The organism is Bacillus sp. FSL K6-6038 (genome assembly GCF_038050455.1).
GTDB lineage: Bacteria > Bacillota > Bacilli > Bacillales > Bacillaceae_G > Bacillus_A > Bacillus_A pseudomycoides.
This window is the reverse complement of the sequence record NZ_JBBOUH010000001.1, coordinates 4,249,337-4,264,092: the sequence shown is the minus strand read 5'-3', so window position 1 is coordinate 4,264,092 and position 14,756 is coordinate 4,249,337. Positions and strand designations below refer to the sequence as shown.

Below are 14,756 nucleotides of genomic sequence, written 5' to 3'. Positions count from 1 at the left end.
TAAATAGAGAACATTTGTTGGGGTAGTCTCGCTTTTCTATCATTAAATATGTTAAAATGGAATACATGATTTGAGAGGGAGAGATCGTATTTTGTTTGAATATGTTACAGGCTATGTGGAATATGTAGGGCCAGAATATGTCGTTCTTGATCATAATGGAATCGGCTATCAAATTTTTACGCCAAATCCATATGTATTTCAAAGAAGTAAGCAAGAAATTCGTGTATATACATATCATTATGTGAGAGAAGATATTATGGCGCTCTATGGATTTAAGACACGTGAAGAGCGTTTGTTATTTACAAAACTTTTAGGTGTATCAGGAATCGGACCAAAAGGTGCACTTGCTATTTTAGCTTCTGGTCAAACGGGGCAGGTCGTGCAAGCAATTGAACATGAGGATGAAAAATTCTTAGTGAAATTCCCGGGAGTCGGAAAGAAAACTGCACGTCAAATGATTTTAGACTTAAAAGGAAAATTAGCTGATGTTGTACCAGATGCGTTTGTTGATTTATTCTCAGATGTAGAACGTTTCGACGAGAAGAAGGGTTCATCAGCTGAGCTTGATGAAGCGCTTGAGGCACTTCGTGCACTTGGCTATGCAGAACGAGAAGTTTCTCGTGTTGTACCGGAGTTATTAAAAGAATCACTTACGACGGATCAGTATATTAAAAAGGCACTTAGTCTTTTACTAAATGGTAAGAGGTGAGTAGAATGGACGAACGTCTTCTCTCAGGAGAATCGGCATATGAAGATGCGGACTTAGAATATTCGTTACGGCCACAGACGCTCCGTCAATATATTGGCCAAGATAAGGCGAAACATAATTTAGAAGTGTTTATTGAAGCAGCGAAAATGCGTGAGGAAACATTGGATCACGTACTATTATACGGGCCGCCAGGACTTGGGAAAACGACGCTTGCGAATATTATTGCCAATGAAATGGGCGTTAATATTCGAACGACGTCAGGTCCAGCAATTGAACGCCCAGGAGATTTAGCGGCAGTATTAACGGCGCTTCAACCTGGTGATGTATTATTTATTGATGAAATTCATCGTTTGCATAGGTCAATTGAAGAGGTACTATACCCAGCAATGGAGGACTTTTGTCTTGATATTGTGATTGGGAAAGGCCCATCAGCACGTTCAGTAAGGCTTGATTTACCGCCGTTTACGCTGGTTGGCGCAACAACGCGCGCTGGTGCATTATCAGCACCGCTTCGTGACCGCTTTGGTGTGTTATCACGGTTAGAGTATTATACAGTAGATCAACTATCAGCGATTGTAGAGCGTACAGCAGAAGTGTTTGAAGTTGAAATTGACTCATTAGCTGCTTTAGAAATTGCAAGGCGTGCACGAGGTACGCCGCGTATCGCAAACCGATTACTAAGACGTGTTCGTGACTTTGCACAAGTTCGAAGCGATGGAACGATTGCGATGGAAATTACACAAATGGCATTAGAACTATTGCAAGTCGATAAACTAGGGCTTGATCATATCGATCATAAATTATTGCTTGGTATTATTGAAAAGTTCCGTGGTGGTCCAGTGGGATTAGAAACGGTCTCAGCGACAATTGGGGAAGAGTCTACGACGATTGAAGATGTGTATGAACCATATTTACTACAAATTGGTTTTTTACAACGAACGCCAAGAGGACGAATTGTAACGCCACTCGCTTATGAACATTTCGGAATGGATATGCCAGGGGTATGACGGATATGCCAAAGCTGCTTATTACAGCTGGTATTCTTCTCATTGTCGTTGGAGTAGCTTGGAAGTTCATCGGAAGGCTTCCAGGCGATATTTTTGTGAAAAAAGGAAACGTTACCTTTTATTTTCCGATCATTACATGTATTGTGTTAAGTATTGTATTATCTTTTGTTATGTATATCATAAATCGATTTAAATAGAAATAGGTGGATATAGTTATGGATATTAATCTGTTTGATTTTCATTTACCAGAAGAACTTATTGCCCAAACGCCGCTTGAACAGCGCGAAACATCAAGATTAATGGTGTTAGACCGTGAAACAGGTGATATAGAGCATAAGCATTTTACTGACATTCTTTCTTATTTACATGAGGGTGATTGTTTAGTTTTAAATGAAACGAAAGTTATGCCTGCTCGTTTGCATGGTGTGAAAGAAGATACAGGTGCACATATTGAAGTGCTTCTTTTAAAGCAAGAAGATGGAGATAAGTGGGAAACGCTTGTAAAGCCAGCTAAACGTGTAAAAGAAGGAACTATCATTTCTTTTGGTGAAGGAAAGTTAAAAGCAACTTGCATTGGAACAGCTGATCAAGGTGGCCGCCAGCTTGAGTTTTCATATGACGGTATCTTTTATGAAATTTTAGATGAACTTGGAGAAATGCCGCTTCCTCCATACATTAAAGAAACACTGGAAGATCGTGATCGTTATCAAACGGTATATGCGAAGGAAATTGGTTCTGCAGCAGCGCCGACAGCTGGGCTTCATTTTACAGAAGAATTATTAGAGAAATTGAAGAAAAAAGGCGTTCATTTAGCATTCATTACGCTTCATGTTGGCCTTGGTACATTTAGACCAGTGTCTGCGGATACAATTGAAGAACACCATATGCATGCTGAGTATTATCATATGTCAGAAGAAACAGCAGATTTGTTAAATCGTGTGAAAGAGAACGGCGGTCGTATTATTACTGTTGGTACAACGTCAACACGTACACTAGAAACAATTGCTACAGATCACGATGGTAAGCTTTGTGCGACATCGGGATGGACGGATATTTTTATGTATCCAGGATATGAATTTAAAGCAATTGACGGTTTAATTACAAACTTCCATTTGCCAAAATCAACATTAATTATGCTTGTAAGTGCATTTGCAAGTAGAGAAAATGTCCTTCATGCTTATAATGAAGCAGTAAAAGAAAAATACCGTTTCTTTAGCTTCGGTGATGCGATGTTTGTTGCATCTCATGCTAAAGAAAGAAGTAAATAAAAAGGAGTAAATCTATGACAGCAATTCGTTATGAATTTATTAAAACATGTAAACAAACGGGTGCCCGTTTAGGTCGCGTTCATACACCGCACGGCTCATTTGATACACCAACATTTATGCCAGTTGGTACACTTGCGACAGTTAAAACAATGTCACCAGAAGAGTTAAAGGCGATGGATTCTGGCATTATTTTAAGTAATACGTATCATTTATGGCTTCGTCCAGGTCATGAAATTGTACGTGAGGCAGGCGGATTACATAAATTTATGAACTGGGACCGTGCAATCTTAACGGATTCTGGTGGTTTCCAAGTGTTTAGTTTAAGTGATTTCCGTCGTATTGAAGAAGAGGGGGTTCACTTCCGTAATCACTTAAATGGAGACAAGTTATTCTTATCACCAGAAAAAGCGATGGAGATTCAGAATGCATTAGGTTCAGATATTATGATGGCATTTGATGAATGCCCACCGTTTCCTGCTACTTTTGAATATATGAAAAAATCTGTAGAACGTACGAGCCGCTGGGCAGAGCGTTGTTTAAAAGCTCACGAACGTCCACAAGATCAAGGGTTATTTGGGATTGTACAGGGCGGAGAGTTTGAAGAACTTCGTCGCCAAAGTGCGAAAGACCTTGTTTCAATGGACTTCCCTGGTTATGCAGTAGGTGGATTATCAGTTGGGGAACCAAAGGATATTATGAACCGCGTACTGGAATTTACAACACCGCTTCTTCCAGACAATAAACCACGTTATTTAATGGGGGTAGGTTCTCCTGACTCATTAATTGATGGTGCAATTCGTGGTATTGATATGTTTGACTGCGTACTTCCAACTCGTATTGCTCGAAACGGTACATGTATGACAAGTCAAGGACGTCTTGTTGTGAAAAATGCGAAATTTGCAAGAGACTTTGGCCCACTTGATCCAAATTGTGATTGCTACACATGTAAAAATTATTCTCGTGCGTACATTCGTCACTTAATGAAGTGTGATGAAACATTCGGAATTCGGTTAACGTCTTATCACAACCTTCATTTTCTGTTAAACTTAATGGAGCAGGTGAGACAAGCCATTCGTGAAGACCGTCTTGGCGATTTCCGTGAAGAGTTCTTTGAACAATATGGCTTTAATAAACCGAATGCTAAAAACTTCTAATACATAATTTAAAAGGAGGAACAAAAGATGAATCCAGGTATGATGAATATTGTCATGATTGTTGCGATGTTTGCGATTTTCTATTTCTTATTAATTCGCCCGCAGCAAAAGCGTCAAAAGGCAGTAGCACAAATGCAAAGTGGAATCCAAAAAGGTGATGCTATCGTAACAATCGGTGGCTTACACGGCACAATTGAATCAGTAGATGACACTACGATTGTTATTAAATCTGGTGGTTCACACTTAACATTCGATCGCAATGCGATTCGTGAAGTTGTGAAGAAGTAATAGTAAAAAGCCCTGCGAATGCAGGGCTTTTTCAATCTGTATGCTTTGACATATTAACGCCGAATATGCCTCCGAGTGTACTTACCCCCATTAACCCAAGTTGATAAAGAAGCTGTGAATTAGATAATGCGTGAGAGAAACCTAAGTAATTAACGAGAAAAACAAGAGTAGCAAAGATAAACCCGGTTGTGAATCCGACGAACCATCCTTTTCCTTGCGCTTTTTTGCCAGCGATAAACCCGGATATGAGCATGGAAAGAAGAGCGAGTATAAAAATGGTTATAGCCAATGTTCCTTCACTTATATCTGTAAACTTTAATAAAAGAGCAATCAACATACTTGTAATAGAGGCCAATATTAATAAAGTGATAATCCCAAATCCGATTGCTGTAGATAATTTTTTCGTTCCATCCATTATGCATTCCCCCTTTTTAATACAAGCATATTTTCATTTTTGATAAGTTAGACTAGTTTCTTTTTTATAGGGAAACCTATGAGTAGAAAATGTTTAAAAAAGGAGAAAAAAGTAATGGAATGGCTATCGATAATTGGACGGACGATGCTTTTATATGTTGTGATTTTAATTATCTTTCGCCTTATGGGAAAACGCGAAATTGGAGAACTTAGTGTATTAGATTTAGTGGTTTTTATTATGCTTGGTGAGATGGCTGTGGTCGCAATTGAAAATACAGATAAGTCTCTTTGGCATCAACTAGTTCCTATGGTATTGCTCATGGCTGTGCAAATAACTTTATCGATGGTTTCTTTAAAAAATCAGCGTATTCGTCATTTAATAGAAGGGGAGCCAGCTGTTATTGTGAATGCAGGAAAAATTGATGAGAAACAGATGCGGAAGCAACGCTATAATATAGACGACTTAATGATGCAATTACGTGAGCAGGGAGTTGGAGATATAAGAGATGTAGAGTATGCTATTTTAGAGCCATCTGGAAAATTATCTGTCTTTCAAAAACAAAAAAGTAAGAAGAGTAAAAATGATACACCGCTGTTTTCGCTTCCTTTAATTATTGATGGGGAAATTCAATATAAACATTTACAGATGATTGAGCATTCGGATGGCTGGCTAGTAGAGAAATTAAAAAACTTAGGGCATAACGATGTGAAAAAAATTTTGTATTGTAGTTTTCAAAATGGACAGTTTTTTGTCGATGTGAAAGAGAAGTAAAGGCTTGCCAGACTAGAGGCAAGCCTATTTACCCAGCTATTTGCGGATAGTGGGGATGGAGAATCCTCTACTGAGTAAAGTTTCACTTTATTTTGAAATCAAAAGTTTACGAACAATAGGAATACGTCGTAATTCTTCTTTACGAATCAGTTTAAAAATAAGAAGAAGCAGAATATAAAGGATAGTGGTTAGTGTAATTTCCCATAATGTTTGTATGCCAAGTGAATGTGAAAAAACAATATATTTATGAAGATAGAATCCGAAAGCTCCTGCAATGGCAATCGTAATTCCCCCGAAAATATAATCTCTCATGTAAATTGTAAATGTAATTTTTTTTAAGACGGTAGCGTAGTGAAGGAATGTTACCGTCACAATGTTAGCGGCAATTGCAAGTGCGACCCCCATCATTTGAAATTCTGGACGTGAAGCGAGTAAGAAAATAACGAGCAGTTTTACAATGGCTCCGATAAACGTGTTCATCATCGCGGCGCGTGCTAAGTTTAAAGCTTGCAAAACAGATGTAAGGGGGCTTTGAAAATAGTGAAATAAAAAGCATGGTGCAAGTAATTGAATGAATGCAGTTGCGCTGTCTGAACCGTACATGAGAGTTAAAACAGGTGAAGCAAATACATAAAGAATAACGACTGACCACCCTCCAGTAATTAAAGAAATGCGGAGCGCTTGTTGCAGACGGTGTTCTACTAATCGATGTTGTTTTTTTGCCATTGCTTCACTAATGGATGGTACGAGTGCTGTAGAAAGCGCATATGTAATAAAGGCTGGCAATGATAAGAGAGGAAATGCATAGCCGTTTAATATGCCGTATTGCTGTGTAGCAACTGAAGCCGCAACACCAGCTAGCGCTAAGCTTTGCATAACGATAATTGGTTCGAAAAAATAAGAGACTGATCCAATTAAGCGACTTCCTGTAGTTGGAAGTGCAATTTCCATAAGTGAATGAAAAGTATGTTTACTTTCTTTGACAGTGTTTAGAAAACCAGTTCGTATAGAAAGATGTTTTTCACGCTGAAATAAAGTAAGTAAGAATAATAAAGAAGCAACTTCCCCAAGAACAGCTGATAACATTGCACCCGCAGCGGCGTATTCAACACCGTAAGGTAAAAATAACCGAATACATACGGCAATAATGGTAATACGGACAACTTGTTCTAACACTTGTGCATATGCGCTTGGTTTCATATTTTGTTTTCCTTGGAAATAGCCGCGCAAAACAGAGGAAACCGCAATAACAGGAACGACAGGTAAAATTGCCATTAGTGGATAGTACGTTCTTTTATCCGTTAATAAAGTTTCAGCTAAGATGGGCGTTAGAAGCATGATGCCGATTGTTAAGATAATACTAATAACGGATGTAACAGCTAATGATACTGTTAATATTCTCTTTACTTTTTGTTTGTCATTTACTGCTTCCGCCTCTGCAACGAATTTTGCAATGGCAACAGGAAGTCCGATTTGTGTTAATGTAATTGCTAAAATAAAGGTGGGGACAGCCATCATGTAAAGACCGACGCCTTCTTCTCCTAAAATACGCGCCATTACAATTCGGTTTATGAACCCGAGAATTTTTGTAATAAAACCAGCTAGCATTAAAATAAATGCACCTCGTAAAAAGCTTTGTCTCGTCATGATCTTCTCCTACCTTCTCAAAATCAATGGAATGATTTACAATAATTTATATGCACGTATGAGACAAGAATGACAAGCATTTAAGAGGATGCGCTTATAAAGTAAGACTTTCATGGGAAAGAGCAGAGCGATAAAACCCTTAAAGACAGTTATTGCTGTCCATTAGAGCGGGATGAAAAGCGACTTTTCGTGCTGAAATCAGAAGGAGATGTGATGGTATGATTGAAAAAGAAGATTTGGTAGAAGCTTACCGCGGACAGTTACAAGTCGTTTTAGAGAGCAAATTAGAAGAATTCCAAATGTTTGGCTATGATCGAGTGACTGTTAATGATATTTGGAAATGTTTAAAAAGTAAAAAGTGGAAAAAAATAAAAAGTGAAATTAGATTGTATGAGCTTGTGAATGATGTGCTAACATTAACAGCAAATGAGTATATGACATATTTAACAGTAGAAGCGTATCAAGCGCCACTTTGGTCATTTGAAGAATATGAAAATAAATAACCGACTGTAATTGGTTTGTTCTTCCTTTTGCAGTATAATGATAGGTATTGATAAAGAGGAATGTATATGTCAGAGATTTTAAGTAAAGGAGGTAGGAAGCAGAAGTCATAAAAATTTGTAGTAAGATATAGGTTGCAGCCCAGCGTCTAAAATGTAGAACTGAGGTTTTGCCTATATGGCTAGTATGAAAGTTGAAAATTCACAGAAAGGAAGCCTACTAACTAGACAAATGCAGAAGTGTAAAGGAATGCCTGTGAATAAACAGAAATGGTTGTTACAGGAAATTGTCTAGCGTAAATGAATGATATGATTTGTTTATGGTTTTAGTAGCAGAAAGAAGGTACATATGGCAAAGCGCGGTACTAGAATCGTCGCGTTTTTTCTCATCGTTTTATTAATCGGTGGAATTATTGGCGCGACAGGAAAAAACATAACAAAAGGAATTAGTCTTGGACTAGACCTTCGTGGTGGCTTTGAAATCTTGTATGAAGTAAAGCCGGCGAAAAAGGGAGATAAAATCGATCATGATGCACTTGTAAGTACAGTAGGTGCTCTTGAAAATCGTGTGAATGTTCTCGGTGTTAGTGAACCGAACATTCAAATCGAAGGGAAAGATCGCATTCGTGTACAGCTTGCTGGTGTAAAAGATCAGCAAAAAGCACGTGAAATCTTATCTACTCAAGCGAAATTAACATTCCGAGATGTGAATGATAATCTTCTCATGGACGGAACAGATTTAAAAGGCGGGGGAGCGAAGCAAACGTTTGATGATCAAGGCCGACCAAGCGTTGGACTTACATTAAAAAGTGCTGATAAGTTTCGTTCTGTTACAGAAAAAATATTAAGTATGAAGCCTGACAATTTAATGGTAATCTGGCTTGATTTTGAAGAAGGTAAAGATTCTTATAAAGCTGAAGCAGCAAAACCAAATCCTAAATTCTTATCAGCAGCAACAGTAAATCAAGTATTTAATCAAGCGGAAGTATCTATCACAGGTGGAAACTTCACAGTTGAAAGTGCAAAACAGCTTTCATCTTTATTAAATGCTGGTGCACTTCCTGTTGATTTAAAAGAAATGTATTCAACATCTGTTGGGGCAAAATTTGGTCAACAAGCATTAGAGCAAACGATTTTCGCTAGTGCAATCGGAATTGCTATTATCTTCTTATTTATGCTTGTATTCTACCGTTTGCCAGGACTTGTAGCGGTTATTATGTTAGGGTTATATATTTTCGTAACATTGCTTGTCTTTAACTGGATGCATGCAGTCCTTACGTTACCGGGGATTGCGGCGTTAGTGCTCGGGGTTGGTATCGCGGTCGACGCGAATATTATTACGTATGAGCGACTGAAGGAAGAATTGCGAATTGGTAAGTCAATGATGTCAGCATATCGCGCTGGTAATCACCGTTCGTTAGCAACAATTTTAGATGCGAACGTTACGACAATTGCAGCAGCTGGTGTGTTATTCGCTTATGGTACAAGTTCTGTAAGAGGGTTCGCAACAAGTTTAATCGTAAGTATTTTAGTTGGTTTCCTTACAAACGTATTCGGTACTCGTTTCCTACTTGGATTACTTGTAAAAAGCCGTTACTTCGATAAGAAATTATCTTACTTTGGTGTGAAACAGAAGGAAATTATTCCGTTATCGAAAGGTGTAGAACATGCACCAACGAGATTTGATCGTATTAACTTTGTGAATATCGGTCACAAGTTCTTTTTATTCTCAATTGTAGTTGTTATTGCTGGAGCAATTATACTACCAATTTTCAAAATGAACCTTGGAATTGACTTTGCGAGTGGTACACGTATGGACTTGCAGTCAAAACAAGCGATTAGTGTAGATCAAGTTCAAAAAGATTTACATGAGTTAAAAATTGATGTGAAAAAAGAGGACATTGTACCAACAGGGGATGACAATAAAGGATTTGCTGTTCGTACATTAGGCGTTTTATCAAAAGATGAAATTGCGAAAGCAAAAACATTCTTCCACGATAAATATGGTACAGATCCAAATGTAAGTACAGTTTCTCCAACGATCGGGAAAGAGATTGCACGAAATGCATTTATCGCGGTTCTGATTGCTTCAGCGGTTATCATTTTATATGTGAGTATTCGTTTCCGTTTCACATATGCGTTATCTGCCGTATTAGCATTGTTACATGATGCGTTCGTTATGATTGTTGTGTTTAGCGTATTCCGATTGGAAGTAGATTTAACGTTTATCGCTGCGGTATTAACAATTATTGGTTATTCTATCAATGACTCGATTGTTACCTTTGACCGAAACCGTGAGTTATACAAACAGAAAAAACGAATTCGTGATTTGAAAGATTTAGAAGAAATCGTAAACTCAAGTATTCGTCAAACAATTGGTCGTTCCATTAATACAGTTTTAACTGTATTGTTCCCAGTTATTGCACTGCTGATCTTCGGTAGTGAATCACTGCGAAACTTCTCACTTGCATTAATGGTTGGATTAGTTGTAGGTACGTATTCTTCTGTTTTCGTTGCTTCTCAAATCTGGCTAATGCTTGAAAATCGCCGATTGAAAAAAGGAAAAGGCAAGAAAAAAGTAGAAACTGAAGTATCTGAACCACAAGTATAAAGGTTAGAACAGAACATATAAAAAGATGATGCCTCTTTACATTAGAGGCATCTCTTTTTTCGTTTGTGGATACAATAAAGCGATACTTCCTTTAGCGTTTTTTGCTAAAGGTTAGTGGAACTAATCGGGGTGTTAGGGACAGTGAAACTTCCTTTAGCGGTTTTGTTAAAGGTTAGTAGAGCCAGTTACGGAGACTAGTGGGAAGTGATGCTTCTTTCATTATTTTTTGTAACAATAAAAAAGGTAGTTTGAGAAAAGAAGGGATTTCATTTATGGAAAAAGATGAACGTTTTAAACAGGCGGAGTTTGGCGCTATTGTTGGAATCGTTGGAAATATTGTTTTAGCGATTGTAAAAGCGGTAATCGGCTATATTGGGAATAGTAAGGCGCTTTTAGCGGACGCAGTTCATTCGGCGTCAGATGTAGTTGGTTCGTTAGCTGTGTTTTTTGGATTGCGTGCAGCGAAGCAACCCCCCGATGAAGATCATCCGTATGGGCACGGAAAAGCGGAATCGATTTCAGCGATTATTGTTGCAGTGTTATTATTTATTGTTGGGATTGAAATTGCGATTTCTTCTATAAAGGCTTTTACGCAGTACCTTGAACCACCGAAGGGAATTACAATTTTTGCGGTTATTCTTTCTATCGTGGTAAAAGAAGGGATGTTTCAGTATAAGTATCGATTAGGGAAACGGATAAATAGTGATGCAATTATTGCAAATGCATATGAGCACCGTTCAGATGTGTTTTCTTCAATTGCAGCTTTAATCGGGATTTGTGCAGCTATTATCGGCAATAAACTAGGTTTAGATTGGCTTGTGTATGCCGATCCTGTTGCAGGATTATTTGTTTCTCTACTTGTTGTAAAGATGGCATGGAGTATTGGAAGAGAAGCGATTCATACAACGCTTGATCATGTACTTCATGAAGAAGATGTTATTCCGCTAAGAGAATCAGTTCTTCAAGTGGAAGGTGTGAAAAAAATTGGTTCTTTGTATGCAAGAGAGCATGGACATTATGTCATTGTTGATATTAAAGTGTCTGTTGATCCATATATCACAGTGGAAGAGGGACATCGCATCGGGAAACATGTAAAAGAGGTATTGATGAAACAAGATAATGTACAAAATGTTTTTGTACATATTAATCCGTATTCTCCTGATTGATACGAAATAAGTAAATATTCATCTGTTTATGGAGATATTCAATCATAACTAATAGAGTTTGTATCATATTGTCACCCCTTAATCTGTCTTGTATAATGGACAGGTTAAGGGGTGATTTCGTGTTACAACCGAAGACGCGTTGGAAAGAAAAGTCATTTAATGAGGAACTGGTGAGTGAATTAGCAAGTAAATTGCAATTATCACCGCTTGTTACTTCGTTATTCCTCAGTAGAGGTTTAGATACAGAAGATAAGATTGTGGATTTTTTAAATACAGGACAGCAAGAATTTCACGATCCATTTTTGCTTGAAGGAATGGACCTTACGGTAGAACGTATAGGGCAAGCCATTCAAAATGGAGAACAAATTTTAATATTCGGAGACTATGATGCGGACGGTGTAAGTAGTACAACCGTTTTATTTCTTGCTCTTCAAGAATTAGGTGCGGATGTTGAGTTCTATATTCCAAACCGATTTACTGAAGGGTATGGACCGAATGAAGAGGCGTTCCGCTGGGCACACCGTGCGGGATTTTCTCTTATCATTACTGTTGATACAGGTATCGCAGCAGTCCATGAGGCGCAAGTAGCAAAAGAGCTTGGTATAGATCTTATTATTACAGATCATCATGAGCCGCCGCCAGAACTGCCAGAAGCACTTGCGATTATTCACCCGAAGCTAAAGGGTGGTGTTTACCCGTTTCATTATTTAGCGGGCGTTGGTGTTGCGTTTAAAGTAGCGCATGCACTACTTGGGCGTGTACCGGAGCATTTATTAGAAATTGCAGTGATTGGTACGGTAGCCGATTTAGTATCACTTCATGGTGAAAATAGATTGCTTGTGCAGCGTGGATTGAAACAAATGCGAATGACAAAAAATATTGGTTTAAAAGCATTATTTAAAGTAGCAAATGTTTCACAAAGTGAGATTACGGAAGAGAGCATTGGTTTCTCAATTGCACCGCGTATTAATGCAATTGGTCGTTTAGAAGATGCGGCTCCGGCAGTTCACCTCCTTTTATCAGAAGATCCAGAAGAAGCGAAAGAGCTTGCTGAAGAAATTGATGAACTGAACAAGCTTCGAAAAGATATTGTAAAGCAAATTACAGAAGAGGCGATTGCAGAGGTAGAAAACAATTATCCGCCAGAGGACAATAAAGTGTTAGTGCTCGCGAAAGAAGGATGGAATCCAGGAGTAATAGGGATTGTTGCTTCTAAATTAGTAGAACGCTTTTATCGTCCAACAATTGTATTGTGTATTGATCCCGAGAAGCAAACAGCAAAAGGGTCTGCTCGTAGTATTGTAGGATTTGATTTATTTGCAAACTTATCAGATTGTAGGGAATTGTTACCGCACTTTGGGGGACATCCAATGGCGGCGGGAATGACGCTTCATATGAATGATGTGGATGAACTGCGCCGCCGCTTAAATGAACAAGCAGATGCGATTTTAACGTCTGAAGATTTTACTCCGATTACAACAGTTGATGCGATTTGCAAAGTGGAGGATGTGACGCTCTCAGCGATTGAGGAAATGCAGAAGCTCGCACCGTTTGGTGTTGGAAATCCGAAGCCGCGTATCGCAATTAGAGATGCGGAGTTAGAAAGTATTCGTGCCATTGGATCTGATGGTTCTCATTTGAAAATGGCACTTCGTGACGGACAGGCGACGTTAGATACGATTGGATTTGGTTTTGGAACCTATGCGAAAGAAATTTCTCCAGTTGCTCACGTTTCTGTCGTTGGTGAGGCATCAATTAATGAATGGAATAATTTCAAAAAACCGCAACTTATGATTCAAGATATTGCGGTAGATGCATGGCAATTATTTGATTGGCGTAGTATGCGTAATGTGGAATCGAACTTAGCAGAACTTTCACGAGAAAAAATAACAATGGTGTATTTTTCTGAAGAGATATTAAATAAATTTTCTTTAGAAGAATATAAAGAACAACTTATACATGCTTCAGAAGTGACTGACCTAGATGGTCGTTATATTGTGTTGCTAGATTTACCAAAGTCAACGGATGAATTACGAGGTTTATTTGAGGCAGGATTCCCAGCGCGAATTTATACGCTGTTTTACCAAGAGAATAATCATTTATTTAGTACAGTTCCAACAAGGGAACACTTTAAATGGTACTATTCCTTTTTACACCAAAAAGCACCATTTTCTTTAAGACAACATGGAGAACAGCTATGTCGTCATAAAGGTTGGTCAAAAGATACAGTAAATTTCATGACACAGGTGTTTTTTGAGTTAGAATTTGTTACAATAAAAGACGGTGTCATTTTTATGGCAGAAGAAATGAAAAAGCGTGATTTAATTGAATCGAACACATATCGTGAGAAAATGAACCATTTACAACTAGAAAAAGAGTTGATTTATAGCACATATCAACAATTATATACATGGTTTGAAACGATTCGTAATCATAAAGAAGTAGAACAGTTAGGGTAAAGGCCTTGTATTTACAGACCTTTTATATCTGAGGAGGATTCAGAAATATGGACTTCAAGCAACATATCGCAATTGTACCGGATTATCCGAAAGAAGGTATCGTTTTTAAAGACATCACACCTTTAATGAACGATGGGCAAGCATACAAAGCAGCAACAGATGAAATCGTTGCTTACGCAAAACAAAGAGACATCGACCTTGTAGTAGGACCAGAAGCACGTGGTTTTATTATCGGTTGCCCAGTTTCTTACGCATTAGAAGTAGGATTTGCACCAGTTCGTAAATTAGGGAAATTACCTCGTGAAGTAATTACAGTTGACTACGGTAAAGAGTATGGAAAAGATGTTTTAACAATCCATAAAGATGCAATTAAACCAGGTCAACGCGTATTAATTACAGATGACCTATTAGCTACAGGTGGAACAATCGAAGCGACAATTAAGCTAGTTGAAGAGCTTGGCGGAATTGTAGCAGGGATTGCATTCTTAGTAGAACTTACTTACTTAGATGGCCGCAAAATGTTAGACGGTTATGATGTATTAGTGTTAGAAAAATACTAATTATTATATAGATAAAACTACGGCGATAGAAAAAAAGTACCCGTGAATCTCTTGGAGAGGAGCGGGTACTTTTGTATAATTGTACAAAAAAGTATGATGAAATATCAGTAAAATCTTTTCCTTTTCACAATTCACAATCATTAGGTTATAATGATAGAATAAAATTTATTCTAATGAGTAAGGGAAAAGTCAATTTTCAAT

14 protein-coding genes are annotated in these 14,756 nt (G+C 38.0%); 12 read left to right on the top strand and 2 right to left on the bottom strand.

Annotated features, from left to right (window positions below; translation table 11 throughout):
* The first annotated feature begins 91 nt into the window (after positions 1–91).
* Genes ruvA through yajC form a run of 6 tightly spaced genes read left to right on the top strand, consistent with a single transcriptional unit; the run spans position 92 to position 4,426 of the window.
* Positions 92–709, top strand: a complete 618-nt coding sequence (gene ruvA, locus NSQ40_RS22475; RefSeq protein ID WP_016116459.1) for a Holliday junction DNA helicase RuvA — start codon at positions 92–94, stop codon at positions 707–709.
* Between the two features lie 5 nt (positions 710–714).
* Positions 715–1,716, top strand: a complete 1,002-nt coding sequence (gene ruvB / locus NSQ40_RS22470) for a Holliday junction branch migration DNA helicase RuvB (RefSeq protein ID WP_003200439.1) — start codon at positions 715–717, stop codon at positions 1,714–1,716.
* Positions 1,713–1,913 carry a DUF2905 domain-containing protein gene (locus NSQ40_RS22465; RefSeq protein ID WP_026008581.1) on the top strand — a complete coding sequence of 67 codons (201 nt, stop codon included), beginning with the start codon at positions 1,713–1,715 and terminating at the stop codon, positions 1,911–1,913. Before ruvB ends, NSQ40_RS22465 begins: the two co-directional genes overlap by 4 nt.
* Before the next feature lie 18 nt (positions 1,914–1,931).
* Entirely contained in the window at positions 1,932–2,984 is a 1,053-nt protein-coding gene (gene queA / locus NSQ40_RS22460) for a tRNA preQ1(34) S-adenosylmethionine ribosyltransferase-isomerase QueA (protein ID WP_003208591.1), read from the top strand.
* Positions 2,985–2,998: 14 nt separating this feature from the next.
* Positions 2,999–4,138: a tRNA guanosine(34) transglycosylase Tgt gene (gene tgt / locus NSQ40_RS22455; RefSeq protein WP_000125373.1), complete on the top strand. Its 1,140-nt coding sequence runs from the start codon at positions 2,999–3,001 to the stop codon at positions 4,136–4,138.
* 27 nt (positions 4,139–4,165) lie between these two features.
* Complete coding sequence (gene yajC, locus NSQ40_RS22450; RefSeq protein WP_003200446.1) at positions 4,166–4,426, top strand: preprotein translocase subunit YajC; 261 nt, start codon at positions 4,166–4,168, stop codon at positions 4,424–4,426.
* A 31-nt stretch (positions 4,427–4,457) separates the two neighbouring features.
* Here the strand turns inward: yajC and NSQ40_RS22445 are convergent, their stop codons facing one another.
* Complete coding sequence (locus NSQ40_RS22445; protein WP_003200449.1) at positions 4,458–4,841, bottom strand: TIGR04086 family membrane protein; 384 nt, start codon at positions 4,839–4,841, stop codon at positions 4,458–4,460.
* A gap of 114 nt (positions 4,842–4,955) precedes the next feature.
* Here NSQ40_RS22445 and NSQ40_RS22440 point away from each other — a divergent pair, with 114 nt between their 5' ends.
* Complete coding sequence (locus NSQ40_RS22440) at positions 4,956–5,612, top strand: DUF421 domain-containing protein (RefSeq protein ID WP_018765902.1); 657 nt, start codon at positions 4,956–4,958, stop codon at positions 5,610–5,612.
* Between the two features lie 87 nt (positions 5,613–5,699).
* On the opposite strand, the gene spoVB is transcribed toward NSQ40_RS22440, so the two are convergent.
* Positions 5,700–7,259 carry a stage V sporulation protein B gene (spoVB, locus tag NSQ40_RS22435; protein ID WP_003200453.1) on the bottom strand — a complete coding sequence of 520 codons (1,560 nt, stop codon included), beginning with the start codon at positions 7,257–7,259 and terminating at the stop codon, positions 5,700–5,702.
* 218 nt (positions 7,260–7,477) lie between these two features.
* Between spoVB and NSQ40_RS22430 the strand changes: the two genes are divergently transcribed.
* From NSQ40_RS22430 to NSQ40_RS22410, 5 genes are all read left to right on the top strand, one after another.
* Positions 7,478–7,762 (top strand): post-transcriptional regulator, encoded by a 285-nt coding sequence (locus tag NSQ40_RS22430; protein ID WP_003200455.1) that lies wholly within the window; start codon positions 7,478–7,480, stop codon positions 7,760–7,762.
* Positions 7,763–8,108: 346 nt separating this feature from the next.
* Positions 8,109–10,370, top strand: coding sequence for a protein translocase subunit SecDF (secDF, locus tag NSQ40_RS22425; protein WP_003200458.1), 2,262 nt, complete (start codon positions 8,109–8,111; stop codon positions 10,368–10,370).
* Positions 10,371–10,642: 272 nt separating this feature from the next.
* Entirely contained in the window at positions 10,643–11,536 is an 894-nt protein-coding gene (locus tag NSQ40_RS22420; RefSeq protein WP_018765899.1) for a cation diffusion facilitator family transporter, read from the top strand.
* A gap of 119 nt (positions 11,537–11,655) precedes the next feature.
* Positions 11,656–13,995, top strand: coding sequence for a single-stranded-DNA-specific exonuclease RecJ (recJ, locus tag NSQ40_RS22415; RefSeq protein WP_327807203.1), 2,340 nt, complete (start codon positions 11,656–11,658; stop codon positions 13,993–13,995).
* A gap of 47 nt (positions 13,996–14,042) precedes the next feature.
* On the top strand, positions 14,043–14,555 hold the full coding sequence (locus NSQ40_RS22410; RefSeq protein WP_003200465.1) for an adenine phosphoribosyltransferase: 513 nt from the start codon (positions 14,043–14,045) through the stop codon (positions 14,553–14,555).
* Positions 14,556–14,756: the final 201 nt, after the last annotated feature.